The sequence below is a fragment of the Bradyrhizobium sp. USDA 3364 genome (assembly GCF_054056355.1).
Genome location: NZ_JBSRYG010000002.1, coordinates 6,279,686 through 6,306,009, shown reverse-complemented (window position 1 = coordinate 6,306,009; position 26,324 = coordinate 6,279,686). Strand labels below are relative to the sequence as shown.

The 26,324-nt window shown below is 64.9% G+C and carries 23 protein-coding genes; 5 read left to right on the top strand and 18 right to left on the bottom strand.

What is annotated here, in order from left to right; translation table 11 throughout:
• Positions 1–8: 8 nt before the first annotated feature.
• Together ACVILL_RS29380 and ACVILL_RS29375 are read right to left on the bottom strand one after the other, a co-directional pair.
• Entirely contained in the window at positions 9–1,025 is a 1,017-nt protein-coding gene (locus tag ACVILL_RS29380) for a transporter (RefSeq protein WP_456732245.1), read from the bottom strand.
• 128 nt (positions 1,026–1,153) lie between these two features.
• Positions 1,154–1,939 carry an acetoacetate decarboxylase gene (locus ACVILL_RS29375; RefSeq protein WP_353700324.1) on the bottom strand — a complete coding sequence of 262 codons (786 nt, stop codon included), beginning with the start codon at positions 1,937–1,939 and terminating at the stop codon, positions 1,154–1,156.
• Between the two features lie 320 nt (positions 1,940–2,259).
• Between ACVILL_RS29375 and ACVILL_RS29370 the strand changes: the two genes are divergently transcribed.
• A complete protein-coding gene (locus ACVILL_RS29370; protein WP_456732244.1) occupies positions 2,260–3,423 on the top strand; it encodes a patatin-like phospholipase family protein in 1,164 nt (387 codons plus the stop codon).
• 114 nt (positions 3,424–3,537) lie between these two features.
• Here the strand turns inward: ACVILL_RS29370 and ACVILL_RS29365 are convergent, their stop codons facing one another.
• Both ACVILL_RS29365 and ACVILL_RS29360 read right to left on the bottom strand, forming a co-directional pair.
• Positions 3,538–5,097 carry an acyl-CoA carboxylase subunit beta gene (locus ACVILL_RS29365; protein WP_456732243.1) on the bottom strand — a complete coding sequence of 520 codons (1,560 nt, stop codon included), beginning with the start codon at positions 5,095–5,097 and terminating at the stop codon, positions 3,538–3,540.
• Positions 5,027–6,001 carry an IclR family transcriptional regulator gene (locus tag ACVILL_RS29360; protein WP_456732242.1) on the bottom strand — a complete coding sequence of 325 codons (975 nt, stop codon included), beginning with the start codon at positions 5,999–6,001 and terminating at the stop codon, positions 5,027–5,029. The genes ACVILL_RS29365 and ACVILL_RS29360 overlap by 71 nt, the downstream gene beginning before the upstream one ends.
• Before the next feature lie 130 nt (positions 6,002–6,131).
• Between ACVILL_RS29360 and ACVILL_RS29355 the strand changes: the two genes are divergently transcribed.
• From ACVILL_RS29355 to glsA, 4 genes are all read left to right on the top strand, one after another.
• Positions 6,132–6,353, top strand: a complete 222-nt coding sequence (locus ACVILL_RS29355; protein ID WP_456732241.1) for an acetyl-CoA carboxylase biotin carboxyl carrier protein subunit — start codon at positions 6,132–6,134, stop codon at positions 6,351–6,353.
• A 153-nt stretch (positions 6,354–6,506) separates the two neighbouring features.
• The gene (locus ACVILL_RS29350; protein WP_456732240.1) at positions 6,507–7,670 is read left to right on the top strand and encodes a TAXI family TRAP transporter solute-binding subunit; all 1,164 of its coding nucleotides are present in this window, start codon (positions 6,507–6,509) and stop codon (positions 7,668–7,670) included.
• Positions 7,671–7,813: 143 nt separating this feature from the next.
• The gene (locus ACVILL_RS29345) at positions 7,814–9,877 is read left to right on the top strand and encodes a TRAP transporter permease (protein WP_456732239.1); all 2,064 of its coding nucleotides are present in this window, start codon (positions 7,814–7,816) and stop codon (positions 9,875–9,877) included.
• A 22-nt stretch (positions 9,878–9,899) separates the two neighbouring features.
• The gene (gene glsA, locus ACVILL_RS29340) at positions 9,900–11,759 is read left to right on the top strand and encodes a glutaminase A (RefSeq protein ID WP_456732238.1); all 1,860 of its coding nucleotides are present in this window, start codon (positions 9,900–9,902) and stop codon (positions 11,757–11,759) included.
• Between the two features lie 260 nt (positions 11,760–12,019).
• Here glsA and ACVILL_RS29335 read toward each other — a convergent pair whose 3' ends face one another.
• The 14 genes from ACVILL_RS29335 to ACVILL_RS29270 all read right to left on the bottom strand — a co-directional run bounded on the left by ACVILL_RS29335 (position 12,020) and on the right by ACVILL_RS29270 (position 26,254).
• Positions 12,020–12,547 (bottom strand): carboxymuconolactone decarboxylase family protein, encoded by a 528-nt coding sequence (locus tag ACVILL_RS29335; protein ID WP_456732237.1) that lies wholly within the window; start codon positions 12,545–12,547, stop codon positions 12,020–12,022.
• 475 nt (positions 12,548–13,022) lie between these two features.
• Positions 13,023–13,382 carry a Zn-ribbon domain-containing OB-fold protein gene (locus ACVILL_RS29330; protein ID WP_456732236.1) on the bottom strand — a complete coding sequence of 120 codons (360 nt, stop codon included), beginning with the start codon at positions 13,380–13,382 and terminating at the stop codon, positions 13,023–13,025.
• Positions 13,379–14,515, bottom strand: a complete 1,137-nt coding sequence (locus tag ACVILL_RS29325; RefSeq protein ID WP_456732235.1) for a thiolase family protein — start codon at positions 14,513–14,515, stop codon at positions 13,379–13,381. Before ACVILL_RS29325 ends, ACVILL_RS29330 begins: the two co-directional genes overlap by 4 nt.
• 163 nt (positions 14,516–14,678) lie before the next feature.
• On the bottom strand, positions 14,679–15,845 hold the full coding sequence (locus ACVILL_RS29320) for an acyl-CoA dehydrogenase family protein (RefSeq protein ID WP_456732234.1): 1,167 nt from the start codon (positions 15,843–15,845) through the stop codon (positions 14,679–14,681).
• Between the two features lie 11 nt (positions 15,846–15,856).
• On the bottom strand, positions 15,857–17,056 hold the full coding sequence (locus tag ACVILL_RS29315) for a CaiB/BaiF CoA transferase family protein (protein ID WP_456732233.1): 1,200 nt from the start codon (positions 17,054–17,056) through the stop codon (positions 15,857–15,859).
• A 131-nt stretch (positions 17,057–17,187) separates the two neighbouring features.
• The gene (locus ACVILL_RS29310) at positions 17,188–17,388 is read right to left on the bottom strand and encodes a hypothetical protein (RefSeq protein ID WP_456732232.1); all 201 of its coding nucleotides are present in this window, start codon (positions 17,386–17,388) and stop codon (positions 17,188–17,190) included.
• A gap of 82 nt (positions 17,389–17,470) precedes the next feature.
• Positions 17,471–19,006 (bottom strand): class I adenylate-forming enzyme family protein, encoded by a 1,536-nt coding sequence (locus ACVILL_RS29305; protein WP_456732231.1) that lies wholly within the window; start codon positions 19,004–19,006, stop codon positions 17,471–17,473.
• 1 nt (position 19,007) lies between these two features.
• Positions 19,008–20,177 (bottom strand): acetyl-CoA acetyltransferase, encoded by a 1,170-nt coding sequence (locus ACVILL_RS29300; protein ID WP_456732230.1) that lies wholly within the window; start codon positions 20,175–20,177, stop codon positions 19,008–19,010.
• A gap of 129 nt (positions 20,178–20,306) precedes the next feature.
• A complete protein-coding gene (gene eda / locus ACVILL_RS29295) occupies positions 20,307–20,954 on the bottom strand; it encodes a bifunctional 4-hydroxy-2-oxoglutarate aldolase/2-dehydro-3-deoxy-phosphogluconate aldolase (protein ID WP_456732229.1) in 648 nt (215 codons plus the stop codon).
• Positions 20,951–21,907, bottom strand: coding sequence for a sugar kinase (locus ACVILL_RS29290; protein ID WP_456732228.1), 957 nt, complete (start codon positions 21,905–21,907; stop codon positions 20,951–20,953). Before ACVILL_RS29290 ends, eda begins: the two co-directional genes overlap by 4 nt.
• 24 nt (positions 21,908–21,931) lie before the next feature.
• Entirely contained in the window at positions 21,932–22,918 is a 987-nt protein-coding gene (gene denD / locus ACVILL_RS29285; RefSeq protein WP_456732227.1) for a D-erythronate dehydrogenase, read from the bottom strand.
• 44 nt (positions 22,919–22,962) lie between these two features.
• A complete protein-coding gene (locus ACVILL_RS29280; protein WP_456732226.1) occupies positions 22,963–23,871 on the bottom strand; it encodes a carbohydrate ABC transporter permease in 909 nt (302 codons plus the stop codon).
• Complete coding sequence (locus tag ACVILL_RS29275; RefSeq protein WP_456732225.1) at positions 23,864–24,823, bottom strand: carbohydrate ABC transporter permease; 960 nt, start codon at positions 24,821–24,823, stop codon at positions 23,864–23,866. Before ACVILL_RS29275 ends, ACVILL_RS29280 begins: the two co-directional genes overlap by 8 nt.
• Before the next feature lie 108 nt (positions 24,824–24,931).
• Complete coding sequence (locus tag ACVILL_RS29270; RefSeq protein ID WP_456732224.1) at positions 24,932–26,254, bottom strand: ABC transporter substrate-binding protein; 1,323 nt, start codon at positions 26,252–26,254, stop codon at positions 24,932–24,934.
• Between the last annotated feature and the right edge of the window lie 70 nt (positions 26,255–26,324).

Sequence of the window (26,324 nt, the reverse complement as noted above, 5' to 3'; positions counted from 1 at the left end):
CGATCGCGTTACCTAACGATGCCGAGCCGCCGCATCAGTAGATAGGCCAGCGCCGCCGATCCGATCAACAGGCCAGCCGCCACCAGGAAGCCGTTGTCGGTGTCGGTCAGCGGCAATCCCTTGGTGTTCATACCGAAGATGCCGGTGACCAGCGTCGGCGGCAGCAGCATCATGGTGACGACGGCAAGCGCGTGCAGATGCCGGTTGCCCTCCTCTTCCAGCTTGAAGCGCAGCTCTTCCTCAAGCAGGCGGCTGCGTTCGTGCAGTTCGACGACATTGTGGTCGAGACCGTCGAGCCGCTGCGCGAGCTTGCCGGCCTGCAACCGCAGCGCCGGGCTGAGATCGTCGGTGTTCTTCTGCTCGAGCCGGTGAAACAGCACGCGCAGCCCGGTGAGCTGGCGATGCAGGCGCACGCAGGTGCGGCGCATCTTGCTGAGATTCCTGCGCAGCTCGGATCCGGTGTCCTCGGCGAGCACCCGTTCCTCGATCGCATCGATATCGGTGCCGATCTTGTCGGCCAGGCGGTCCATGGTGTCGGCGATCTCCTCGACGATCTTCTCGAGCAGCGCCGCGACGCTGCCGACGCGATGGCCGCCCTCGAGCACGCGGCGCGTCGCATCCGCCGAGCACAACGCCTGATGGCGACCGCTGATCAACAGACGCTCGGTCATTGCAAAGCGGAGATAGCCGGTCTCCCGGGTCGCGGCCTCGACATCCCGTACCAGGTCGGAAAATACGCCGTAGACGCAATTGTCGATGATGTGGATCTGCTGGAAATTATCGTTCGACAGCAGCAGGTCCCGCGCGAGTTGCGGGACATGCATGTTGGCGACCCACGCCCGGGTACGGACGTCGGTGAGGTTGAAGTGCAGCCACAGCCGTCCGTCATGGCTCGGCTCGATCGGCGCATCGATCGGAAGCGGCTCGGCGCGGCCGTCGTGATGCAGGCGGAACGCCCAGACCAGGCCGGGAACCGCCTCGCGCGTCAGCAGTGCACCGACAGGAGCAGGAGGATCAGCCAGCATGGCCGTTCTCCACGGCGACCGCGCGAATTGACATGTTCAAAACCTCGCCTACGCGCAAACCGGGCAAGCGCGTCCCTTGCCGACATTGGAGGACGCGCCTGTTACAGTTTTATGTCAGCCGCCGAGCCCTACTCCGCAGCGAGGCCGGTCGGCGCCGCCGCCTCTGCGGCTTCCTTGTTGTAGTCGTGCACGACGCGGCCGAACGGCAGCGTCAGATCGGCGATGTAGTGATGCGCGCCGACGACGCGCTTCACCGGGAAATCGGCGACCGGTGCGTTGACATGCGGCACGAGATGCAGGCGGCCCGGCCCGATCCACGATCCCTTGACGACGATGTCGGTCAGGTTGATCGCGACGAGCTGGCAGACCTCGAGATGGCCGTCGACGCCGGGGATCATCTTCAGATTGACCTGGGTCTTCGAGAGCGTGGCGCGGGTGACGTCGCCATTGCCCGCCATGCTCTCGTGCTTGTAGCCCATCGTACCCATCGCAACGAGCTGGCCGGCATATTCCAGCGTGCCGGTCAGCGTGTCCTTGACGATCTCGAGCTTGGGGTGGGCGTACTTCTTCGGAAAGCCCCAGATCTCGCGACCGGCCGCGATCGGCGGATCATCGTCGAGATACATCTGGCAGACGAAGTTGACCTCTTCACCGCGCAGCCGCGCGGGGATGACGAGGCCGGATTCGGTGTAGCTGCCGAAGCCGGAGCTGTCCGGCATCTTGATCCATTCGTAATGCACGATCGCCTGCTCGATCGGCTCCAGCGGCTCAGGCAGGCCGGCGCGGATCAACTCCGGATCGGTCTCATAGGTAATGACAAGGAATTCGCGATCGATGAAGCGGTAGGGACCGGCGGGATAGCTCGGACCGGCGGCCGGCATGGACGGAAGCTTGAGCAGATCTTCCCTGCGCATCGCAATAACCCCTGTTGGCAAATATTGCGCGGAAGCTAACGGCCGAGATTGACAGCGATATGAGGGATTTCCGTCAGGTGCGTGACCCCAGGCACGCCTGCGTGACCCCAGGCACGCCTGCGTGACCCCCGGGTACGCCTGCGTGACCTCGGGCACGCCTGCGTGACCTCGGTTGCGCTTGCGTGACCTGCGTTTCGCCGATGAGGCCGATGCTAACCATGCAGGCAGGCATGCCGGATGCGCCATGCGCGCCCACCGCCATTGTCATCACCGCGTCATCGGCGCCCTGAATTCTCGCCGCAGATTTTGGAGTGTCTGATATGGACGCGCGAGCCCCTCAATTTGACGACATCGAGCACGCAACACCCGGCTGGCGACCCGCAGGATGCGATCGCGTGGCGCTGGTGCTGCAAGGCGGCGGCGCGCTCGGCGCCTATCAGGCCGGCGTCTATCAGGCGCTGCACGAATCCAACATCGAACCCGACTGGGTCTGCGGCGTCTCGATCGGCGCGATCAACTCGGCGATCATCGCCGGCAATCCGCCATCGAAGCGGCTGGAGCGGCTGCACACGTTCTGGGATCGCATCACCAGCCGCAAGATCTGGCACTACACGCCGGATGGCGACATCTTCCGCAAGGCGCGCAACTTCACGAGCTCATGGCTGACGACGACGCTGGGGCAACCCGGCTTCTTCACCCCGCACCAGACCAATCCGTGGCTCAGCCCGGCCGGCGCGCGCACCGCCACCAGCTATTACGACACCACACCGTTGCGTGAATCGCTGCTCGAGCTGGTCGATTTCGACCGCATCAATTCCAAGAAAATGCGCTTTGCGGTCGGCGCGGTGAACGTGCTCTCCGGCAACTTCATCTATTTCGACAACGCCCATGACGAGATCGTCCCCGAGCACATCATGGCGAGCGGCGCGCTGCCGCCGGCGCTGCCGATGGTGAAGGTCGGCACCGATCATTTCTGGGACGGCGGCATCGTCTCCAACACGCCGCTGCAGCATCTGCTCGACCAGGAAGACAACGCCAACTCGCTGGTGTTCCAGGTCGACCTGTTCTCGGCGCGCGGCGTGCTGCCGCGCGATATCCAGGACGTGATGGCCCGCCACAAGGACATCATGTATTCGTCGCGCACCCGCTACAACACCGACGTCTACCGCAAGACCTACAATCTGCGCACCGCCCTGCATAACGCGCTGGGAAAGATTCCGGACGAACAGCTCACGGACGAAGAGCGCCAGCTCAAGAAGGCGAACAGCCGCCTGCCCGGCATCACGCTGCTGCAGCTGATCTATCAGCAGAAGGCCTATGAGGGCGACGCCAAGGACCACGAATTCTCCGGCACCTCGATGCGCGAGCACTGGGTGAGCGGACACGAGGACACCAAGCGTTCGCTGAAGCATCGCGAATGGATCAAGATGCCCGAGAACGGCATGGGCATCGTGATCCACGACGTGCATCGCGAGGCGGAGTAGCCGCGCGACTGCTCCCTCACCGTCATTGCGAGCGAAGCGAAGCAATCCATATCACCGCTTGCGGAGGCGTGGATTGCTTCGTCGCCACGCTCCTCGCAATGACGGCGTGAAAGCCTACGGCCGCGTCGACATGTTGCGCGGCGGTCCCGCTGTGCGGATCGGCTCGGCGAGACGCGCGAATTCGCAGAGCAGCGAGCGCGTCCTGCGCGGATCGATCACCTCCTCGACCCAGAACTTCTCGGCCGAGCGGAACGGCGAGCGCAGCTTGTTGAGCCGATCTTCGATCTCGCGCAGCTTGGCGGCGGGATCTTCGGCCGCATCGATCTCGGCGCGATAGGCGGCTTCGATGCCGCCCTCGAGCGGCAGCGATCCCCAATAGGCCGACGGCCAGGCATAGCGCATCGAGAAGCGGTTGGCCGGCTGATGCACCACGCCGGCGACACCGAAGGCGTTGCGGATGATGATGGTGCACCAAGGCACCGTGCTCTGGTTGACCGCCGCCATCGCCCGCACGCCGTGGCGGATGGTCGCCGACTTCTCCGCCTCGAGCCCGATCATGAAGCCGGGGCAATCCATCAGATAGACCACCGGCAGATGGAAGGTCTCGGCGAAGTCGACCCAGCGCACCACCTTCTGGCAGGCGTCCGCGGTCCACGAGCCGCCATAGTGAAAGGGATCGCTGGCGAGCACCAGCACCGCCCTGCCCTCGATCCGCGCAAGGCCCGTGATGATCGGGCGGCCGAAATTGGCGGCGACCTCGAAGAACGAGCCCTTGTCGACGACGGCCTCGATGATCGGCCGCATCTTGTAGACTTGCCGGCGGTTGCGCGGCACGGCCTTCATCAGCGATTCCTCGGCGCGTTCGGGATCGTCGGTGCAGGGAATGGTCGGCGGCAAATCGTAGACCGACGACGGCAGGTAGGAAAGGAAACGCCGCGCGTAATCGAACGCCTCCTCCTCGGTGTCGACGGCCTGGTCGATCCCGCCGGCACGGGTCTGGATGTCGGCGCCGCCGAGCTCCTGCTTGGTCAGATCCTGGCCGAGCCGCTTCACCACCGGCGGGCCGGCGACGAACATCGCGGAGCTCTTGGTCATGACCGAGTAATGCGTGGCCGCCAGCCGCGCGGCACCGAGACCCGCGACCGAGCCGAGCCCGAGCCCGACCACCGGCACCTGCGCCAGATTGGCAAGCGTGAACCAGTACGAACGGGTGCCGCCGACGCCGCCGGGCAGATTGGCGGCGCCCCTGGTCTCGATCGTCTTCACCGAGCCGCCGCCGCCCGAACCTTCGATCACGCGGATGATCGGCAGGCGGAAGTCGTGCGCCATCTCCTCCGCCATCAGCGGCTTGGCGGAAATCGATGCATCCGCCGAGCCGCCGCGCACGGTGAAATCGTCGCCGACCACGACCACGGTGCGGCCGTCGACCCTGGCGCGGCCGAACACGCAGTTCGCCGGCGTCAGATGCTTGAGTTCGTTGCTCTCGTCGTATTCGGCGATGCCGGAGATGGCACCGACCTCGTGAAAGCTGTTCTGGTCGACGAGCTTGTCGATGCGCTCACGAACCGTGAGCCGGCCCTGGTCGCGTTGCCGCTTGACCTTGTCAACGCCTCCCATCTCCCGCGCGAACGCTTCGCGCCGGGCGAGGTCGTCGAGTTCCGGCTTCCAGTTCATTCATTGCCTCCGTCTTGATGATTTTGTTGTTGTTATGGGCGGTCACCGGAAGCGACTTGCGCTCGATCCGATTGCTGAAGATGTCGCCGTCGGCGCCTTCGAGCAGGCTGCCGAGCGCGGCGGCGAGTTCGACCATTTGCGGCGCGACCTCGCGATGCAGCCGCGCCTCGTCATACATCGCCGAGAGCAGGCCGATCGTGGTGACCACATAGGTCTGGTACTGCGGCGACCACAGCGGCACCGCGACGCCGTTGATGTGCGGGCTCCACAGGCCGCAGGCGACGACGTAGCCGTGCTCCTGCAGATGCCGGCGGTTGGCCTCGATGCGCGGCGTCAGCATCTTGGCGCTGTCGGGCAACTCGCCTTCCATCTCCGCGATCAGCGCGTCGCCGATCGCGGGATCGAGCGCGGCAGTGTAGGCGTGGCCGGCGGCGGTGGTCGCCATCGCGATGCGGCTGCCGGTCGCCTCATGCAGGCCGAGCGCGTTCGCGGCGCGGGCGAACTCCAGATAGACCAGGTGAAAGCGGTCGGGGATGACGAAGCCCACGGTGCCCGGCAACTGATCGGCGACATCCTGCAGGCGCAGCCGGATCAAATTGCGAAGCTGCAACCCCTTCATCATCGTGGTGCTCATCGCGACCGCGCTTGGGCCGATCCGATACTTCTGGTCGCGCGGCAGATAGACGAGCTGCCCCATCCGCGTCAGCGTGTGCGTCAGTCGCGACACGGTCGAACGCGGCAGGCCGCAACGGTTCGAGATTTCGAGATTGCCGAGCCGGGCCTCGTGTCCCTCGAAGCACCGCAGCACGTCGAAGGCGCGCGACACCACCTGGATGACATCGCCATCGCCTGTCTCGCTGGCGAGCATTCCCTGCCTGCTAAGCCGTTCCGAGCGCCGTCCCATTTGTTTTGGCTCCATTCCGTCATGCGGAATAAAATTCCACTTGCAGAAGAAGCTACCTCAGGCAATCTGCCGCCACAACAAAAAGCCGTTCGCCGGATGAAATTTCCGCAAGACGGTATCGGAGAGTGGAATGCCTGAGATCAAGGTTGTGACCGAAGTTGCCGGGCGCGTTTGCGCGCTTCCTGTTGAGGCCGGCAACAGCATCGGCAATGGCGACGAGATTGCGTTCGTCGAAGCGATGAAGATGGAGATACCGGTCACATCGACGGCAACAGGCAAAATCAAGTCGATTCTGGTCAGGATCGACGATGTCATCGCCGAAGGCCAGGCGATCGCGATCGTCGAGACCTGAGATCCCGCCCCTCAGCGACAGCCGCGACAATGTGTCCGGTGATGCAGCGCCCGAAATCGCCGCGTTACGGCTGAGGTAGCGTTGCCATCGCCGGATCGCGATGCAATCATCCCGCCCATAAAAGTTTCGCAGAGCGAAACAATGGGAGGAGTTATGATCCATCGGCTGAAGGCGCTCGCGCCTGCCGCGCTTGCCGGCTTTTCGATTATCGTTGCCCTGCCCGCCTCGGCCGAGGACATCAAGCTGCCGCCGAACATGGCGGTGACCGCCTATGACACCGGCACCGCCGGCTTCAACATCGCGGTCGGCGTCGGCAAGATGATGAAGGACAAATACGGCACCGACGTCCGCGTGCTGCCGGCCGGCAACGACGTCGCGCGTCTCGCACCGCTGCGCGCCAAGCGCGCGGTCGCCTCCGCCATGGGATCAGGCACCTATTTCGCGCAGGAAGGCGTGTTCGAGTTCGGCGCCAAGGAATGGGGCCCGCAGCCGCTGCAACTCATGCTGTCGTCGGTCGACTGCAATTGCGGCGCGCTCGGCGTGGCGGCGGACGCCGGCGTCAAGGAGATGAAGGATCTGCGCGGCAAGCGCGTCGGCTTCGTGGTCGGCTCGCCGGCGCTGAACCAGAACTCGCTCGCGATGCTCGCCTTCGGCGGCCTCACCCAGAACGACGTCAAGGTGGTCGAGTTCGCAAGCTACGGCGCGATGTGGAAGGGCCTGGTCAACAACGACACCGATGCCGCCTTCGGCACCACGATCACCGGCCCCGCCAAGGAAGCCGAGACTTCGCCGCGCGGCCTGATGTGGCCGCCGCTCCCCGCCGACGACAAGGAAGGCTGGGCGCGGGTGAAGAAGGTCGGCTCGTTCTTCTTCCCGCAAACCGCAACCTGCGGCGCCGGCATCTCGCCGGACAAGCCGATCCAGCTCGGCAACTACCCGTACCCGATCTTCGTCGCCTACGCCGCGCAGCCGGTCGAGCAGATCTATGCGATCACCAAGGCGATGATCGTCAACTACGACGCCTACAAGGATTCGGCGCCCGGAGCCGCCGGCCTCGGCGCTGACCGGCAGACCAAGAACTGGGTGGTTCCCGTGCATCCCGGCGCGGTGAAGGCGCTCAAGGAAGCCGGCCACTGGAGCGAGGAGCAGGAGGCGCACAACAATACGCTGTACAAGCGCCAGGCGGTACTCGCCGCCGCCTGGACCGACTACGGCAAGTCGAACCCGCCATCAGACGACAAGGCCTTCCTCGATGGCTGGATGAAGGCACGCGCGGCCGCGCTTGCGAAAGCCAATATGCCGAATGGCTTTGAGTGAGACCCGCCAACGCGCGATGAGATCGAGTTAGTCGTCATCGCGCTTCCGCCCGTTTGAGCATGGTGCTTCCGGAAAACCGCTTCGCACTTTTCCGGATCATGCTCTAGGCTACGGGCAAAACGGACAACATTGGGGGATGCGTAATGCCCGAGAACGCCGCGGCTGCGCCTGCGAAAGGAATCGAGTTTGAAGATCCGCATGCCGGTCTCGACAATCTGCAGGAGGCCGAGGTCACGCGTGTGCGCACGTTGCGCGGGCTGTGGCGCTGGGCGCTGGTGGTTGCGACCGCCGCCACCATCCTGCTCTGCATCAACCAGCAATTCTCGCTGCGCTTCTTCATCGACTACACCCAGCTCAACACCGAGTACTTCTATCTCCTGATCGCGCTGATGCTGCCCTTCACGTTCCTGATCTTCCCGGGAACCGAGCGTGCGCCGCTGAACCGGATTCCCTGGTACGACCTCGTGCTGGCGGTCGCGACGTTCGCCGCCTCGATCTGGCTGATGCTGAACGTCCGCAAGGCCGCGCAGTATGGCTGGGAATCCGACGGCGCGCCGCAGAACGTCATCATCGCCGGGCTCGTAATGTGGGTGATGCTGATGGAGGCGCTGCGCCGCACCGGCGGCTGGAGCCTGCTGCTCAGCGTGCTCCCCTTCACCGTCTATCCGCTGTTTGCCGAGGCGAGCTGGCTCGGCCCGTTCAGGGGTTCGCAGCTCACGCTCGACCAGACCACGGCCTATCACGTGCTGTCGGGCGAAAGCCTGCTCGGCATTCCGATCCAGGCCTTTGCCGACACCGTGATCGGCTTTCTGGTGTTCGGCACCGCGCTGATGATGACCGGGGCCGGAAAGTTCTTCATTAACCTCGCTTTCGCGTTGTGCGGCACGTTCCGCGGCGGCGCCGCCAAGGTCTGCATCTTCGCCTCCGGCCTGCTCGGCATGATGTCGGGCTCGATCGTCTCAAACGTGCTGACCGCCGGAACCATGACGATCCCGGTCATGAAGAAGAGCGGCTTCCGCGCCTCCTATGCCGGAGCGATCGAGGCCTGCGCCTCGACCGGCGCGGTGCTGGCGCCGCCGGTGATGGGCGCAACCGCGTTCGTGATCGCCCAGTTCCTCAATGTCAGCTACGCCGAGGTCGCGGTCGCCGCGATCGTCCCGGCCGCGCTGTACTATGTCGGCCTGTTCATGCAGGTCGATTCCTACGCCGCGCGCCACGGGCTGAAGGGCATTCCGCGCGCCGAGCTGCCGCGGGTGATGGATACGATCAAGAACGGCTGGTACTACGTCTTCGTGATCGCGCTGTTGATCGTGATGCTGCTCTACTTCAAGCGCGAGAGCCACGCGCCGTTCTATGCCACCGCGCTGCTCCTGGTGCTGAACCAGATATTCTCCAAGGATACACGCTGGACGCTTGCGACCATCGCAAAATTCCTCGAGGTCAACGGCCGTACCTTCGTCGAGCTGGTCGGCATTCTCGCCGGCTGCGGTCTTTTGATCGGCGCGTTCTCGATGACCGGCGTGGTCTCGAGCCTCGCCAACGACCTCCTGACCCTCGCGGGCGACAACGCGTTTCTGCTGCTCGTGATGTGCGCCTTCACCAGCCTGATCCTCGGCCTCGGGCTGACCACCACCGCCTGCTACATCTTCCTCGCCATCCTGGTGGCGCCGGCGCTCGAGAAGCTCGGGCTGAACCGGATGGCGGTGCACATGTTCATCTTCTACTGGGGCATGCTGTCGTCGATCACGCCGCCGGTCGCGATCGCCTCTTTCGCCGCCGCCGGCATTGCCGGCTCGCCCGCGATGAAGACCGGATGGGAATCGATGTGGGTCGGCAGCATCATCTACTTCATCCCGTTCTTCTTCGTCCTGAACCCGGCGCTTGTGATGCAGGGACCGAGCCCCTATCTCGCCGGCCTCGGCCTGATGGCGCTCGCGGGTTGCGGCACGCTGTTCATCTGCGGCGGCATTCAGGGTTATCAGGCCTTCGTCGGCGACCTCCGCGGCGCCGGCGCCCTGGAATGGCCGCTGCGGGTGCTGCTCGTGATCGGCGGCTTCGTGCTCGCGACACCGGGCGGCGGGATCAACCCGCTGTCGCAGTTGCAGGTGACGCTGCTCGGGCTTGCCATCCTCGCCCCGACGGTCCTGATCGCGCTGCTGCTGGTCCGCCGCCAGGCGCTGGTTTCGAACCAGTTGCGCGCGCCCTGATTGCGTTGCACAACAGGAGGCGATGAAACGATCGCCTCCTCCCGTGACCGCCTCTACCGTCAACTGGGCCCGCTCGCAGCCGCCGCTGCTGCGGTTTCTGCACACGTGTTACGCAGACTTCCTGCCGGAGGACGCCGGCGCGGTCGCCGGCTACATTCCCGAGCTCGGCAAGGCCGATCCTGCCCATTTTGGCATCAGCCTGGCCACGCTGGACGGCCATGTCTACGAGGTCGGCGACACCAGGGTGCCCTTCACCATCCAGTCGATGTCGAAGCCGTTCGTGTTCGCCTTGGCGCTGGATACGCTGGGTGCCGAGCGGGTGGAGAGCGTGATCGGCGTCGAACCGTCCGGCGACCCCTTCAATTCGATCCGGCTCAACGCCGAGAACCATCCGTTCAACGCAATGGTCAATGCCGGCGCGATCGCCTGCTCCGGCCTGCTCCATGCCGACAAGGGCGACGGCGCGTTCGACTATATCCGCCAGGCGCTCGGCCGCTTCGCCGGCCGCGAGCTCGACGTCGACGAGGCGGTCTACGCCTCCGAGAGCGCCACCGGCGACCGCAACCGGGCGATCGGCTATCTCCTGCGCACCAACAGCGTGATCACCGAGAATGTGCCCGCGGTGCTCGACGTCTATTTCCGGCAATGCTCGATCCTGGTCACCGCGCGCGACACCGCGGTCATGGCGGCGACGCTCGCCAACCGCGGCATCAATCCGCTGACCGAGGAGCAAGTCGTGACGCCCTACGCGATCGCGCGCACGCTCTCGGTGATGACCTCGTCGGGCATGTACGACTACGCCGGCGAATGGATCTACCGCGTCGGTATCCCCGCCAAGAGCGGCGTCGGCGGCGGCATCCTGGCGGCGCTGCCGGCGCGGCTCGGGCTCGGCAGCTATTCGCCGAAGCTCGACAAGCATGGCAACAGCGTGCGCGGCATCAAGGTCTGCGAGACGCTGTCGGCGCATTACGACCTGCACATGCTGAACCGCAGCGACGACGCCCGCCACAGCATCATCGCCGACTACAATATCGGCAAGAACCCGTCACGCCGGGTGCGCCGGCCGCAGGAGCAGGAGATCCTGGCCAAGCACTTCCAGGAGGTGCGCGTGATCGAACTGGTCGGCACGCTGTCGCTCTCCAATGTCGACTATGTCTCGCGCCGCCTCGCCGGCAGCCCGCGACCGGAGTTCGTGATCTTCGAGCTGCGCCGCGTCACCGCGACGACCCGCGCGGGCGCCCGGCTGGTCGCGGAAGCCTTCCAGGAGCTGGCCGAGCTCGGCGTCACCGTGATCCTCTCCGGCATCAAGCGAACCTCGCGCGAATGGAGCACGATCAGCGAGTGGACCAAGCGGCTCGGCAATATCAGGGACTTCTACCTGCTCGACACCGCGATCGAGTGGGCGGAGGACCAGATCGTCTACCGCTACGGCGGCTCGATCGACTTCCTGGAGACGACGGAGCTTTCCGAGCAGCCGCTGCTCGCCGGATTGAGCGAAGCTGACATCGCCGACCTCGCCTCGCTCTGCATGGTCAGGATCTACCAGCCGAATGAAAAGATCATCGCGGCGGGCAGCGAAGCAACCTCACTGTTCTTCCTGCGCAGCGGCGTGGTCCACGTCACCCTGCCCGACGGCATCCGGCTTGCGACGCTGACCGCCGGCATGGCGTTCGGCGAGATGGCGCTGTTGGAGCCAAAGCGCTCGGCGGACGTGGTCGCGGACATGTCCGCCACCGCCTATGAGGTCACGATCCCGGATTTCGAGCGCTTCCGCGAGCAGCACCCGCGCGCAGGCGAGCGGATCATGCGCAACCTCGCGCAGATCCTCGCCGAGCGGCTGATCGTGGCCAATGCGAAGGTGGATCTGCTGACGTCGGGGTAGGTGCTTGTTACACTCGAGGATGAGGCGGGCACCATCCTTGCGGCCATCCTTCGAGACGCTCGCCTGCGGTGAGCTCCTCCAGCGACAAAGGCGAAGCCTTTGCGCGGGGATGAGGGCTTGTAGTGCGGCGCAATCCTAAACCCTCATGGTGAGGAGCGCCGCTTGCGGCGCGTCTCGAACCACGAGGCCCGTTGCCCTGCAATCGCAGCAATCTCTTCATGCGATCCAGCCTCTCCCCGCGTGCGGGGAGAGGCAAGACGTCAGCTCACCACTTCCGTCACCGGCTGCATGTCGATCTCGAAGGTCTCGAGAAATTTCGACGTCATAATGTAGAAGCCGACCGAGAGCTGCAGCTCGATCAGCGCGGCGGGTGTCAACAACGCCGCGATCGGCTTGAAGGTCGCGTCGGTCGGCTTCTTCAGCTTGACGATCTCGTCGGTGAAAGCGAGCGCGGCGCGCTGCACCTCGTTGAAGCAGGTCGCCGACTGCCAACTCTCCAGCGCGGCGTTCTGCTCGTCGGTGACGCCGACATTCTTGCCGATGCGCTTGTGCGCGACGATCTCGTAAGGCGCCTCGCAGAGAATGCCGGTGCGCGTGATCGCGAGTTCGCGCACGACGGGATCAAGCTCACCCTTGTGGCGGATCGCGCCGCCGAGCCGGCAGTACTGTTCGAAGTAGCTCGGCGAATGCGCCATCATGCGAAAGATGTTGGCGTTGCGGTTCTTGTCGAGGATCTCGCGGGTGCGCGGGCTTGCCTTCGCGGGATCGGAGTAGTCGATACGGGCCATTTCCTAACCTTGATCTTGCTGTCGTTCTGTCGGGTTCCAGAACACTATCGGGCAGCTGTCGCAGGAGCAACACGCGCGAGTCAAATTGCCGCCGCATTCCCATACAACCCTGACACAGTCGATATTCGCTGAGTGGGGACTCGTCAAAAGCGAATACTCGACGCGGGGTGTTCCGAGTACACAATCTGGCCGTCTTGCGTTCTCTGAGCGCAACGATGAGTCACGCCCAGGTCTTAGGGGAAACGCATGAAGGAAGCCACCAGGAGGGCGGCCTCGGAAGCGCTTGCGCAAGTGCTGGCGGTGACGGCAATGCTCGTCATCGCCAGCTTTGTCTTTTACTGGCACTAAGGCATGATCCCGAAAAGTGTGTAGCGGTTTTCGGAAAGATGATGCCTAAACAAGTTATCCTCGACTAGAGGGGCAGGAGCGAACCAGTTCGGCTAGGTCTCGCGTTCTGACCGGATCGTTCAGCCCCTCATTTCGCCTTTGCGAAATACGGAACCAGCCGTTCCGCGAATTTGGTGAAGCGCGCGGAGACCTTGTCGCCGATCGCAAGATCGTTGTCGCCATGGGCCATCATGCGAAAGCCCTCGTCGGCATCGACCAGCACGATGTTGTAAGGCACATGCGCCCGCGTTTCGGGCGTCGCGGCGCGGCAGACCAGCGAGGTCGCATACACCGTCCCTGCCCCGCTCGCGCGATGCTCCGTGAGATCGGACGAGCCACAAGCCGTGCAAAAACTGCGGCGGAAATATTGCCGCGCGCCGCAGGCATTGCAGGTCTGGTAGACGATGGCCTCAGTGCCCCTGGTCCAGTCGGCGATCGGTCCACTCATCGTACGCGCTCCAGGAACATGCTGACATGCGACGACAGCACGCCGCCGTCGCCGTGCAGCAGCGCGACCGAGGCGTCGCGGACCTGACGGTTCTCGGCGCGGCCAGTCATCTGCAGATGCGTCTCGACCAGATGCGCCATCGCGCCGCCGACGCCGCAATGGCCATAGCTGAGCAGACCGCCATGGGTGTTGAGCGGCATCTCGCCATCCCCGTTGAAATAGCCGGCGCGCACCCGCGCCGCCGCCTCGCCGCGCTTGGCAAGGCCGAGATCTTCCAGCAGCATCGCGAGCGTGATGGTGAAGCTGTCATAGACGGCGGCGTAGCGCACGTCCGAGATCGCGACGCCCGACGCCTGCTTTGCTTTCGCGATCGAGATCTCCGCGCCCAGTTCGCTCAGTGCCGGTGCGGCGGTGACATGCTGATGGGTGTGCGCCTGAGCGCAGCCGCGGATGCGCACCCGCCGCTCGCCGGTCGGCTCGCGGCTGATCACGCAGGCCGCGCCGCCGTCGGACACCGGACAGCAGTCGAGCAGCTTGAGCGGCATCGCGACCGGCTTGGAGGCCATCACGTCGGCGACCGTGATCGGCTCGTGGAATTGCGCGCCGGGATGCGTCAGCGCGTGCTTGCGCATCAGCACCGCGAACTCGGCGAGGTCCTCCTGCGTCAGGCCGTATTCATGCATGTAGCGCGTCGCGACCAGGCCGTAATAGGCCGGGATCGTCGGCCCCAGCGAGACCTCGTAGTCGGGATGCCCGACCTGGGCCAGCGCCTGGATCGAGGCATCGCGGCTCTGCCCGGTCAGCCGGTTCTCGCCGCCGACCACAAGCACGTGCTTTGCCACGCCGGCATCGACGAGGTGATGCGCCAGCATGGTCATGGCAAGCCCGGTGGCGCCGCCGACCTGCACGGCATGGGCGTAGGACGGGCGGATGCCGAAATGCTCGGCGAACACGGTCGCCAGCATGATGTGCGGCGAGACCGTGGAGTAACCGCACAGGATGCCGTCGATGTCGGCGCGCTTCAGCCCGGCATCTGCGATCGCAAGCTCGGCCGCCTTGCTCATCAAGTCGAGCGAGGACAGGCCTTCATGCTTGCCGTAGGATGTGAGGCCGACGCCGGTGACGAAGCTCATCTGTTCACCTCCCCTTGCAAAGGGGAGGTCGGCTTGCGCGAGCAAGCCGGGTGGGGATCTGTCTCCGCACCCTGCGATCTCGCCTGTGGCCGACCTCCACCCTGCCCTCCCCCTTTCAGGGGGAGGGAAAAGACAACGATGTGTCTGCGCGAGCCTGTTCTCATCAATACGACTTCGGAAGGCCGAGTACCTTCTCGCCGATGAAGCTGAGGATCAGTTGCGGGCTGATCGGCGCGATGCGCGGGATCAGCGATTCCCGCAAATAGCGTTCGACGTGATACTCCTTGGCGTAGCCGAAGCCGCCATGGGTCATCACCGCCTGCTCGCAGGCACGGAAGCCGGCTTCCGCGGCGAGATATTTCGCCGAATTCGCGGCCGGGCCGCACGGCAGGTTCTGGTCATATTGCCAGCCGGCGCGCAACACCATCAGCCAGGCGGCCTCGAGCTCCATCCAGCACTTCGCCAGCGGATGCTGGATCGCCTGGTTCATGCCGATCGGCCGGTTGAACACGATGCGGCCCTTGGCATATTCCGACGCCCGCTTCAGCGCGATCTGGCCGAGGCCGACGGCTTCGGCCGCAATCAGGATGCGCTCGGGGTTCATGCCGTGCAGGATGTATTCGAAGCCGCGGCCTTCCTCGCCGATGCGGTCTTCGACCGGAATCTCGAAGTTCTCGAAGAACAATTCGTTGGAGTCGACGGGCTTGCGGCCCATCTTCTCGATCTCGTGGACGGTGACGCGCTTGCGGTCGAAGTCGGTGTAGAACAGGCTGAGACCGTGGGTCGGGCTGCGCACCTCCTCCAGCGGCGTGGTGCGCGCGAGCAACAGGATCTTGTTGGCGACCTGCGCGGTCGAGATCCACACCTTCTGGCCGTTGACGATGTATTTGTCGCCCTGCCGCACCGCGCGGGTCTTGAGCTGCGTGGTGTTGAGGCCGGTGTTCGGCTCGGTCACCGCGAAGCAGGACTTGTCGCGGCCGTCGATGATCGGCGGCAGCATTCGCTGGCACTGCTCCTTGGTGCCGAACACGACAACCGGATTGAGTCCGAACACGTTCATGTGCACCGCGGACGCGCCGGACATGCCTGCGCCGGATTCCGAGATCGTGCGCATCATGATCGCGGCATCGGTAATGCCGAGGCCGGAGCCGCCATATTCCTCGGGAATGCAGATGCCGAGCCAGCCGGCGTCGGCCAGCGCGCGGTGGAAGTCGGAGGGAAAGCCGCCCTCCTTGTCCTTCTTCAGCCAGTAGGCCTCGTCGAAGCGCGAGCAGATTTTTGCCACCGCGTCGCGGATCGATTCCTGGTTGGCGGAGAATGCGAAATCCATCGGTCGTGCTCCTATGCCTGCACCGCTTTGGCCGCGCCGTCGCGTAGCATCGCCGCGATCTCCTCTGCGGAGAAACCGGCGTCGCGCAGAATTTCCTCGCTGTGCTCGCCGAGCCGCGGCGCCAGCCGGCTCGGCTCAACCCTGGTCTCCGACCAGCGCGCCGACGGCGTCATGCTGCGGATGCGGCCTTCGGTCGGATGATCGACCACCGGGAAGACGCCGGTCGCGACCATGTGCGGGTCGTCCAGCAGGCTCTCCAGATCGTGCATCGGCATCACGGGGACGTCGGCCTTCTCAAGGATCTTGTTCCACTCGGCCGTCGTCTTGGTCAACAGGATGCGCGCCAGCTCGGCGTAGACCACGTCGATATTGGTGGCGCGGCCGGCGAAGGTCGCGAATTTCGGATCGCTGCGCAGATCGTCGCGTCCGGTCGCCTTGAAGAAATTCTCCCACTGCTTGTCGTTGTAGACGATCACGCAGATGTAGCCGTCCCGGGTCTTGTACGGCCGCCGGTCCGGCGACAGATGGCGCGCATAGCCGCCCTTGTCGAGCGGCGGATCGTAGGTCAGGCCGCCCATGTGGTCGCCCATCACGAAGCCGGCCATGGTCTCGAACATCGGAATGTCGACGCGCTGGCCCTGCCCGGTGCGGTCGCGATGCACGAGGCTCGCGCAGATCGCACCGACCGCGGTGAGCCCGACGATGCGATCGACCAGCGCATTCGGCACGTAGCGCGGCACGCCGTCCGAGGTCTGCGCCATCAGCGCCGGCAGCGCGGTGGCGCCCTGGATCAGGTCGTCATAGGCGGGCTTCGCGGCATACGGTCCGTCCTGGCCGAAGCCGAACACGCCGGCATAGATCAGCCGCGGATTGACCTTGGCGACGACGTCGTAACCGAGCTGCAACCGCGCCATCGCCTGCGGACGTACATTGTAGACCAGCACATCGGCCTTCGCGATCAGCCGCAGCACGGCCTCGCGCCCCGCCGGCTTCTTCAGGTCGAGGCAGACCGAACGCTTGCTGCGGTTGGTGTTGAGGAACACCGGGCCCATGCCGGGATGCCGCGTCGGACCGATCTGCCGCGTCACGTCGCCATCGGGCGATTCCACCTTGATGACGTCGGCGCCGTAGTCGCCAAGCATCTGCGTGGCGTAGGGTCCCATCAGCACGGTCGTCATGTCGACGACCTTGATACCCTGCAATGGTCCCATCGTGCTGCTCGCTCCCGGAAATTCTGGTTACCGAGCTAGTAACGGGAGCTTTCCGCAGAGATCAAGCTGCGCCGGGCGTATGGGCGTATGCGCCGCGGCGGCGATGGTATGCCAGGCGAGACGCGACCGAATTAGTGCCCCGGCAGCGCATCGCGCGCCTTCAGGAGCCTCTCCAGCTCCGCATTCTGCTGCTCGAGGCGCTCGGAAATGCGCTCCTCGACTTCGGCGCCGGCCGCACCGGCCGCTTGTTCGATCAATTGCCTGATATTGTCGCGCAGGATCGCGATCCGGTCGTTCAGTTCCGACAGCGACAGATAGCTCTCATTTCCCATGGATGCAGTCTCCGCAAGCTGTTCCAAGCTTAGCGCGACTGGACGTTTCAGCCTATCCCCTTCGCGACGCGCGGCGGCCCGTCTAGGCCTGCTTGGCCATCATTTCCCGCAGCGCGGTTTTCAGCACCTTGCCATAATTGTTCTTCGGCAGGGCATCGAGATAGACATAGCGCTTCGGCCGCTTGAAGCGGGCGATCGAGGCCAGGCAATGCGCGTCGAGCTTGCCGTCATCGGCGGTGGCGCCGTCCTCCAGCACGACGCAGGCGACGACGATCTCGCCCCATTCCTGATCCGGCACACCGATGGCCGAAACCTCGCGAATGTCGGGATGGGTCAACAGCGCTTCCTCGACCTCGCGCGGATAGATGTTGGTGCCTCCGGAGATGATCACGTCCTTGGAACGATCCGACAGGGTCAGGAAGCCGTCGGCGTCGAGCCGGCCGACATCGCCGGTGCGCAGCCAGCCGTCCTTCAGCGTCTCGGCATTGGCGTTCGGATTGTTCCAGTAGCCGAGCATCACGGTTGCGCCCTTGACCTCGATCTCGCCGGTCTCGCCCGCGGGCAGCGGCTTGCCGTCCTTGCCGGTGATGCGCACGGTGACGACGCTCTGCGCGGTGCCGACCGAAGCCAGCCGCTCGAGATAGCGCGGATGGCCGCTCGAGCGGTGGCAGTCACGCGACAGCGCCGTGATCGTCATCGGGGACTCGCCCTGGCCGTAGATCTGCACGAAGCGCTGCCCCATCGTCGCCATCGCGTCGACGATGTCGGCGGTGTACATCGGCCCGCCGCCATAGATGATGGTGCGCAGGCCCTCGCCGTTCTCGCCGCGCTTCTTCGCGGCGTCGACCAGCCGGCGCACCATGGTGGGCGCTGCGAACATCACGACATTGTCGAGCTGGCGGCCGAGATTGAGCACCTCGTCCGGATCGAAGCCGCCGGTTTCAGGGACGACGTGGCGGCCGCCCATGCGGACATGCGGGAAATTGTAGAGGCCGGCGCCGTGCGAGATTGGCGCGGCGTAGAGCGAGGCATCGTTCGGCGTCGCCGGATCGACGTCGGCGAGATAGCACAGCGACATCGCAAGCAGATTGCCGTGGCTCAGCATCACGCCCTTGGGACGGCCCGTCGTGCCCGACGTATAGAACAGCCAGGCAAGGTCGTTGCTCTCGCGCGGCAGCGGCGCCGGCGCGCCCTCGCCGCTTCGCATCGCCCTGTACGCGTCGCCGTCGACCGACAGCATGGTCATGCCGGCGGGGCAATCGTGCTTTGCCTCGCTCAACGCACCGATCGTGTCATCGGACACGAAAGCCAATTTGGCGCCGCCATTGCCGCAGATCCACGCCGCCTCGCGGCCGTGCAGTTTTGCATTGATCGGGATCGCGGCGGCGCCGATCCACCAGATGCCGTAGAGGCATTCGAGATATTGCGTGCAGTTGGTCGCAAACAGCGCGATGCGGTCGCCGGCGGCGACGCCGTGATCGCGCGCCAGCGCCGCCCCGATCGAGGCGGCGCGGCGGGCAAACGTCGCGTAATCGGCGTCGAGGTCGAATCCGGTCAGCAGCGCCGGCGCATCGGGACGTGCCCGCGCCGTCGCCGCCAGCCATTCGGCAATGTTCAAGCTACTTCGCCGGCTCGAGGATCGAGACGTAGTTGGCGACCGCAGCACCACCCATGTTGAAGATGCCGCCGAGCTGCGGGTTCCTGAGCTGCATGCCCTCGGGCGCCTGGCCGGTGAGCTGCATCGCGCTCATCACGTGCATCGAGACGCCGGTGGCGCCGATCGGATGGCCCTTGGCCTTGAGGCCGCCGGACGGATTGACCGGCAGCTTGCCGTCCTTCTGGGTCCAGCCTTCCATGATCGCGCGCGCACCCTGGCCCTTCGGCGTCAGGCCCATCGCTTCATATTCGATCAGCTCGGCGACCGTGAAGCAGTCGTGGGTCTCGACGAAGGAGAGATCGGAGAGTTGCAGGCCGGCCTTGTCGAGCGCGCGCTGCCAGGCGGTGGTGCAGCCTTCGAACTGCAGGATGTCGCGCTTCGACATCGGCAGGAAGTCCTGCGCATGCGCGGTCGCGCGGATGTTGACCGCCTTGCCCATGGACTTCGCGGTCTCGGCATCGGTCAGCACCAGCGCGGCGGCGCCATCGGACACCAGCGAGCAATCGGTGCGCTTCAGGGGACCGGCGACGAACGGGTTCTTCTCGCTCTCGGCGCGGCAGAACTCGAAGCCGAAATCCTTGCGCATCTGCGCATAGGGGTTGGCGACGCCGTTCTTGTGGTTCTTGGCGGCGATCATCGCCAGCGCGTCCGACTGGTCACCGTATTTCTGGAAATAGGCCTGCGCGATCTTGCCGAACACGCCGGCGAAGCCGCCGACCGTGTCGCCGTCCTCCGGCAAATACGACGCCTTCAGCAGGTTCTTGCCGATCTCCGGCCCCGGCGTCTTCGTCATCTGCTCGACGCCCACCACCAGCACGATCTTCGCGGCTCCCGCTTCGATGGCGCGGATGCCCTGGTGCACCGCGGCGGAACCGGTGGCGCAGGCATTCTCGACGCGGGTGGTCGGCTTGAAGCGCAGTGCCGGGTTGGCCTGCAGCACCAGCGAGGCGGTGAAATCCTGCGGCGAGAAACCGGCGTTGAAATGGCCGAGCATGATCTCGTCGACATCGGACGCAGCAATGCCGGCGTCAGCCAGCGCCTCGTTGGCGACCTTGACCACGAGACCCTCGACGGTCTCCGCGTCGAACTTTCCGAATGGCGTGTGCGCCCAACCCACGATGCTGGCGGTCATGGCCGTATCTCCCTGTTCCTGTTCAGGGAGTTATGTAGCGTATCTTCGCAGCGTTTTCGAGCGAAGTGGATACCGGTTCGCGTCAAGAAAACGCGTCAAAATCAGAATCTAGAACCCCGGTACGGGGATCTAGGCGGCTTTCAGCGTTTTCATCGCCTTCGCGCACATGGCGGTTATGCCGGCCCAGTTGCCGGCGCGGATGTCGGCCGCCGGGCATAGCCAGGAGCCGCCGACCGCCAGCACATTGGGCTCGGCCAGCCAGGTCGCCGCATTGGCCTCGCCGATCCCGCCGGTCGGGCACACCCTGACATGCGGGAATGGACCGGCCAGAGCGCGCAGTGCCTTGATACCGCCGGCCTGCTCCGCGGGGAAGAATTTGACGACGTCGAAGCCATGGGCCAGCGCCTGCATCAGCTCGGATGCGGTCGCGATTCCCGGCGCGAAGGGCAGCCGGCTGGCGGCGACCGCCTTCAGCAGTTCTGGCGTCGCGCCCGGGCTGATGCCGAACTTGGCGCCGAGCGCCTCGGCGCGCGTCAGATCGTCGGCATTGAGGATCGTACCGATCCCGACCACCGCATCAGGCACCTCGGCAATGATCGCCTTGGCCGCGTCGACCGCGACCGGCGTGCGCAGGGTCACCTCGAGCGTCCGCACGCCGCCGGCGACCAGCGCCCTGGCGAGCGGTACCGCATCCGCGAGCCGCTCGATGGTCAGCACCGGGATCACGGTGGCCTGGCGGATCAGCTCGGCAATCTGGTCCTGCTTTGATGTCGTCATTGCGAAACCTTGCGGGATGGTGGGGGACGAGGCGCCTTCTTCGGCGGCATGGCGTAGCGTGGAATGATCGCGCCGGGATAGCACACGACGACACCGGCCAGACGGTGGCCGGCGCGCGCCGCCTCCTCGGGCTCGGCACCGCCGAGCCGCGCGGCAAGATATGCCGCGGCAAAGCTGTCGCCGGCCGCCGTGGTATCGACCACCGGCTTGGGCAGCGGCTCCGCCCTCACCTCGCGCGTTCCGCCGGCGGAGCGCACGATGCAGGCGGGCTCGGCGAGCTTCAGCACCACTTCGGGGCTCGAGATGCCGGCGAGCAGCGCCATGTTGCCCTCGCCGGGATAGAGCGGCGCCAGATCCTCGGTCGAGGCCAGCACGATATCAGCGGTCTCGAACGCACTGCTGAAGGCCTTGCGCGCGATCGTCAGGTCCGGCCAGCCGCGGGCGCGGAAATTGGTGTCGAACGCAAACCGTGTCCCGAGCAGCCGCGCGCGCTTCAGCGCCGCCATCAGCCGCGCCCGCCCGTCCTCGCGCAGGATCGAGAGCGTGATCGCAGAAAGATAGACGAGGTCGTACGTCGCGAGCGAGTTCAGGAGATCTTCCGCATCGGGCAGGTCCATCAACTCGCGGGCGGCCGCACTGTCGCGCCAGTGGAAGAAGCGCCGCTCGCCCTTGTCGTCGGTCTGGATCATGTAGAGGCCGGGCAGCTTGCCGGCCAATCGCGCGACATGCTTGGTCCCGATTCCTTCCGCCGCCCAGCCGGCGATCATCTCATCGCTGAGCGCATCGTCACCGAGCGCCGTGATGTAGTCGATGTGGACACCGAGCCGGGACAAATAGACCGCGGTGTTGAGCGTGTCGCCGCCATAGAAGCGCGAATACAATCCACCGATCTGCCCGCCAGGCGCCTGGCGCAGCTCGATCATGCATTCGCCGATGCTGGCAACCCTGGTCATGGCAAGACCCGCGCGCCTGCGGAGCTAAGCAGCGAACTTGCCGCCGAGCTCGTCCTCGATGTGGATGCGGATGATGTCGTCGAACGTCTTCTCGGCGGTGGTGAAGCCGAGCTTCAGCGCACGGTCAGTGGCGAAATCGCGCGGCCAGCCCGAGACGATGCCGATAATGGTCGGATCGGGCACCCGCTTGATCCGCGCAGTGACATTCTTGCCGGCGACGCGCTCCAGCGAGGCGATCTGCTCGCCGACGGTGACCGACATCCCGGGCATGCTGAGATTGCGCCGCGGTCCCATCGCGTTCAGGTCCATGGTGCCGGCGTGGACCAGGAAGCCGACCGCCGATTTCGGCGAGGCGTGCCAGTGCCGCACGTCCTCGGAGACCGGCAGCACCGCCTCCTCGCCCGCCAGCGGCTCGCGGATGATGTTGGAGAAGAAGCCAGACGCCGCCTTGTTCGGCTTGCCCGGACGCACGCAGATCGTCGGCAGGCGGATCGATATTCCGTCGAGCAGACCCTTGCGGGTGTAGTCGTTGATCAGGAGCTCGCAGATCGACTTCTGCGTGCCGTAGCTCGTCAGCGGCGTGTGGAAGAACTCGTCGCCGATCTTCTCTGGGAACGGCGCGCCGAACACCGCGATCGACGACGTGAACACCAGCCGCGGCTTGTAGCCGCCGCCGACGGCGCGGATTGCGTCGATCAGATAGCGGGTGCCGTCAAGATTGATGCGGTAGCCCTTGTCGAACTCGGCCTCCGCCTCGCCCGAGACGATCGCGGCGAGATGGAAGATCACATCCGGACGCTCGGCGATCAGCGGCGCGGCGGCGCCGGCATCGGCGAAATCGGACGCCACGACATTGACCGGGATCGAGGCGTTCGCGGGCTTGGCCGGCGCAACCACGTCCTGCAAGGTCATCCGGGTGATGTCCTGCTTGCCGAGACGGCCCTCGCGCAGCAGACGCTCGGTCAGCTTGCGGCCGACCATGCCGGCGGCGCCCAGAATCAGAATGTGCACGACCCTGCTCCTTTTCTTGTTCTTCCACGGCCCAAGGCGGACGCCTATTCCTTCACGGCGCCCGTCATGGCCGACACATAATGCTCAACGAAGAACGCGTAAAGGATAACCAGCGGCAGCGAGCCGACCAGCGCGCCGGCCATCAACGAGCCCCATTTGTAGATGTCGCCGTCGACGAATTCGTTGACGATCGCAACCGGAACCGTCTTGTTCGGCGTCGATTGCAGGAATGTCAGCGCATAGATGAACTCGTTCCAGCACAGGGTGAACGAGAAAATAAAGGCGGAGATCAGGCCGGGGATCGCCAGCGGCACGATGATCCTGGTCAGGATCTGCCAGCGCGACGCACCGTCGATCAGCGCGCACTCCTCGAGCTCATAGGGGATGGTCTTGAAGTACCCCATCAGGAGCCAGGTCGAGAACGGGATCAGCAGCGTCGGGTAGACGAGGATCAGCGACAGCGGCGAGTCGAACAGCCCGTAAGCCTGGATCACCGACGCCAGCGGAATGAACAGGATCGACGGCGGCACCAGATAGGCGAAGAAGATCAGGACGCCGACCGCCTCCGCGCCCTTGAAGCGCAGCCGCGTGATCGCATAGGCCGACAGCACGCTGGCGGCGATCGACAGGAACGTCGCGCCGACCGCGACATACATCGTGTTCCAGAGCCAGCGCGGATACTGGGTCTCGAACAACAGCTTGCTGATGTGCTTGAAGGTCGGATGGATCACCCAGAACGGGTTGAACTTCTCCATATCGATGAGCTGCTCGTCCGGCTTGATGGCCGTCAGGACCATCCAGTAGAACGGGAACAGCAACACCACGAGGATGATGAACAGCGGCAGATAGAGCGTGACCACGCGCCGCGGCAGCGACTCCAGATAGCTCATGCCCTCGGTGTCGTCGCTCGCGCTCGCAGCCGCGGCTTTCGATTGCAAAGCTGAATCAGTCATTGTTCGATCCTTGCTGCCACTTGCGGCGCTGCATGCCGAACCAGGAAATGGCGATGGCCGCGAGCAGGAACGGGATCATCGCGGTCGCGATTGCCGCTCCCTCGCCCAGTCGCCCGCTGATGATGCCGCGCTGATAGCTCAGCGTCGCCATCAGATGCGTGGCGTTGACCGGGCCGCCGCGGGTCAGCGCCCAGATCAGCTGGAAGTCGGTGAAGGTGAACAGCACCGAGAACGTCATCACCACCGCGATGATCGGGGTCAGCAGCGGATAGGTGATGAAGCGGAAGCGCTGCCAGTTGGTGGCGCCGTCGAGCGTGGCGGCTTCATAGAGCGACGGCGAGACCGTCTGCAGGCCGGCCAGGAGCGTGATCGCGACGAACGGAACGCCGCGCCAGACATTGGCGAAGATCACGCTCGCCCGCGCCCACTCGGTGTCGCCGAGGAAGTTGATGTTGCTGTGGATCACACCGAGCTTGATCAGCGACCACGAGATGATCGAGAACTGGGAATCGTAGATCCACCAGAACGCGATGGCCGACAGCACGGTGGGGACGATGAACGGGATCAGCACGATCGCGCGGATCATCGCCTTGAACGGCATGTGCCGGTTCAGCAGCAGCGCGAGATAAAGGCCGATCGCGAATTTGATGGCGCTGGCGACCAGGGTGTACAGCAGCGTGTTGAACACCGAGAGCCAGAAGATCGCGTCGTCCCAAAGCCACTGGTAGTTCTCCAGGCCGACGAAGATGCCGGCGCGCCCGATGCGCTCGTCGGTGAAGCTCATCCAGATGCCGAGACCGAGCGGATAGGCAAGGAACAGGATCAGGAACGCTGCTGTCGGCAGCATGAACCAGAACGCCGCGAAATTGCGGTTTCCCGTCAGCCGCGACCAGGCCGACGGCTCACCTGCCGCCGCGGCTTGCACCGGCATCGATGTCTGGACAGTGCTCATTCGCTCTCAACTCCGAATCAGATGGTGACGCGCGACCGGTTCGGATCGTGCGTCACCTCAGATCGCTCATGGACCGGAGCCGGCACGGCTTCCCGCGCCGGCCGTCACCTAGCGGAAGATGCGCTTGGCCGCGCGTTCGGCCGAAGCCATCGCGGTCTTCACATCTTCACGCCCGGTGCAATAGTTCGCAAACATGTCGACGACGACGAAGTCGGCAATCGCGGCCGCCGCGTTTTCGCTCATCTGCGCTTCGCCGGCCGGGGTCGACGCCGTCTGGGCCACGCTCCGATAGGGCGTCGTCTTCGGGTCAGCGGTCCAGACCGGGTTCTTGTCGTAGCCGAGCAGGAAGTGCGACAGGTAGCCCTGCGCCGCTTCGATCCACGGATTGAACTGATCCGGCTCCAGCATGAACGCCGTGAACGCTTTGCAGGTCTGCGGATATTTCGAGAAGCTGAAGATCAGGATCGGGAAGCCGAGGTGCAGTTCCCGCGTCTTGCCGTCGAGCCCGGCCGGCAGATGGGCGTGATTCATATCCTCGGCGATCTGCGGATTTTCCTTCTTCGCCGTGACATAGATCGAAATGCCGTTGACGGTGAGATGCAGCTGACCGGCCAGGAACGCCTTGTTGTTGGAGCTGTCGTTCCACGACGCGGTGCCCGGCACGAAATTGTCGTACAGGCCCTTGACGTATTCGAGCGACTTCGCCGTCTCCGGCGAATTGACGACGACCTTGTTGTCCTTGTCGATCAGCTTGCCGCCATGCGCCCACAGCGCCCAATGCAGCCAGCCGTTGGCGTCGCCCGAGGCGTGGCCGAGCGCCATGCCGCCCGGGGTGCCGTTCTTGTTCATGCCCTTCACCAGATCGGCGAAGCCGGCGAGATCCTTCGGAAACTCCTTGTGGCCGGCCTTTTCCATGGCCGCGACGCGATAGTTGACGAGGCCGCCGGTGGCCGCGACCGGAATTCCGATCCACTTGCCGTTCAGCATGCCGTACGCCTTGCCGGAATCGGCCCAGCCGCCGCACTTCTTGCCGAGATAATCGGCGACGTCGGTGACGTCGACGCACTTGCTCGGGAACAGGAAGGGCAGCGAATAGAGGCCCCAGACCATGTCGAGGCCCTGCCCCGTGTTGGCGGCGACCGACGCCTTCGGCTGGATGTCGTCGTAGGATTCGTTGGAGACGTTGATCGTGACGTTGTTGGCCTTCTGGAAGGCGTCGACGATCTTCATGAAGGCCACGTCCTCGGCCTCCACGAAGCGCTTCCAGCGCAGCAGATTGATCTTGGCGCCCGGCTCCGGCTTCCATTGCGACGTCTGGGCCCAGGCCTTGGCATAGCCGAGCAGTTGATCGCTCGACATCGTTGCCGCGGCGGCCAGCATCGTGGCGCCGCCCTTGAGCAGCGAACGGCGGTCAGTGTTGAAGATGGACATTGGCAATTCTCTCCCGATTTTTGGTTGTTGTTAAGAAATGATCCCTGCCGCCCGGAACGCTGCGGCCGAA

What these genes read in the sequence shown, in the direction of transcription:
- glsA (WP_456732238.1), top strand. Translation starts at nt 9,900, where the DNA reads ATGAAACGATCGCCTCCTCCCGTGACCGCCTCTACCGTCAACTGGGCC.
- ACVILL_RS29355 (WP_456732241.1), top strand. Translation starts at nt 6,132, where the DNA reads ATGCCTGAGATCAAGGTTGTGACCGAAGTTGCCGGGCGCGTTTGCGCG.
- ACVILL_RS29375 (WP_353700324.1), bottom strand. Translation starts at nt 1,939, where the DNA reads ATGCGCAGGGAAGATCTGCTCAAGCTTCCGTCCATGCCGGCCGCCGGT.
- ACVILL_RS29280 (WP_456732226.1), bottom strand. Translation starts at nt 23,871, where the DNA reads ATGACTGATTCAGCTTTGCAATCGAAAGCCGCGGCTGCGAGCGCGAGC.
- ACVILL_RS29365 (WP_456732243.1), bottom strand. Translation starts at nt 5,097, where the DNA reads ATGAACTGGAAGCCGGAACTCGACGACCTCGCCCGGCGCGAAGCGTTC.
- ACVILL_RS29275 (WP_456732225.1), bottom strand. Translation starts at nt 24,823, where the DNA reads ATGAGCACTGTCCAGACATCGATGCCGGTGCAAGCCGCGGCGGCAGGT.
- ACVILL_RS29335 (WP_456732237.1), bottom strand. Translation starts at nt 12,547, where the DNA reads ATGGCCCGTATCGACTACTCCGATCCCGCGAAGGCAAGCCCGCGCACC.
- ACVILL_RS29310 (WP_456732232.1), bottom strand. Translation starts at nt 17,388, where the DNA reads ATGGGAAATGAGAGCTATCTGTCGCTGTCGGAACTGAACGACCGGATC.
- ACVILL_RS29315 (WP_456732233.1), bottom strand. Translation starts at nt 17,056, where the DNA reads ATGGGACCATTGCAGGGTATCAAGGTCGTCGACATGACGACCGTGCTG.
- ACVILL_RS29360 (WP_456732242.1), bottom strand. Translation starts at nt 6,001, where the DNA reads ATGGGACGGCGCTCGGAACGGCTTAGCAGGCAGGGAATGCTCGCCAGC.
- ACVILL_RS29320 (WP_456732234.1), bottom strand. Translation starts at nt 15,845, where the DNA reads ATGGATTTCGCATTCTCCGCCAACCAGGAATCGATCCGCGACGCGGTG.
- ACVILL_RS29350 (WP_456732240.1), top strand. Translation starts at nt 6,507, where the DNA reads ATGATCCATCGGCTGAAGGCGCTCGCGCCTGCCGCGCTTGCCGGCTTT.
- ACVILL_RS29270 (WP_456732224.1), bottom strand. Translation starts at nt 26,254, where the DNA reads ATGTCCATCTTCAACACTGACCGCCGTTCGCTGCTCAAGGGCGGCGCC.
- ACVILL_RS29325 (WP_456732235.1), bottom strand. Translation starts at nt 14,515, where the DNA reads ATGAGCTTCGTCACCGGCGTCGGCCTCACATCCTACGGCAAGCATGAA.
- ACVILL_RS29330 (WP_456732236.1), bottom strand. Translation starts at nt 13,382, where the DNA reads ATGAGTGGACCGATCGCCGACTGGACCAGGGGCACTGAGGCCATCGTC.
- eda (WP_456732229.1), bottom strand. Translation starts at nt 20,954, where the DNA reads ATGACGACATCAAAGCAGGACCAGATTGCCGAGCTGATCCGCCAGGCC.
- ACVILL_RS29345 (WP_456732239.1), top strand. Translation starts at nt 7,814, where the DNA reads ATGCCCGAGAACGCCGCGGCTGCGCCTGCGAAAGGAATCGAGTTTGAA.
- ACVILL_RS29380 (WP_456732245.1), bottom strand. Translation starts at nt 1,025, where the DNA reads ATGCTGGCTGATCCTCCTGCTCCTGTCGGTGCACTGCTGACGCGCGAG.
- ACVILL_RS29290 (WP_456732228.1), bottom strand. Translation starts at nt 21,907, where the DNA reads ATGACCAGGGTTGCCAGCATCGGCGAATGCATGATCGAGCTGCGCCAG.
- ACVILL_RS29370 (WP_456732244.1), top strand. Translation starts at nt 2,260, where the DNA reads ATGGACGCGCGAGCCCCTCAATTTGACGACATCGAGCACGCAACACCC.
- ACVILL_RS29300 (WP_456732230.1), bottom strand. Translation starts at nt 20,177, where the DNA reads ATGACCGCCAGCATCGTGGGTTGGGCGCACACGCCATTCGGAAAGTTC.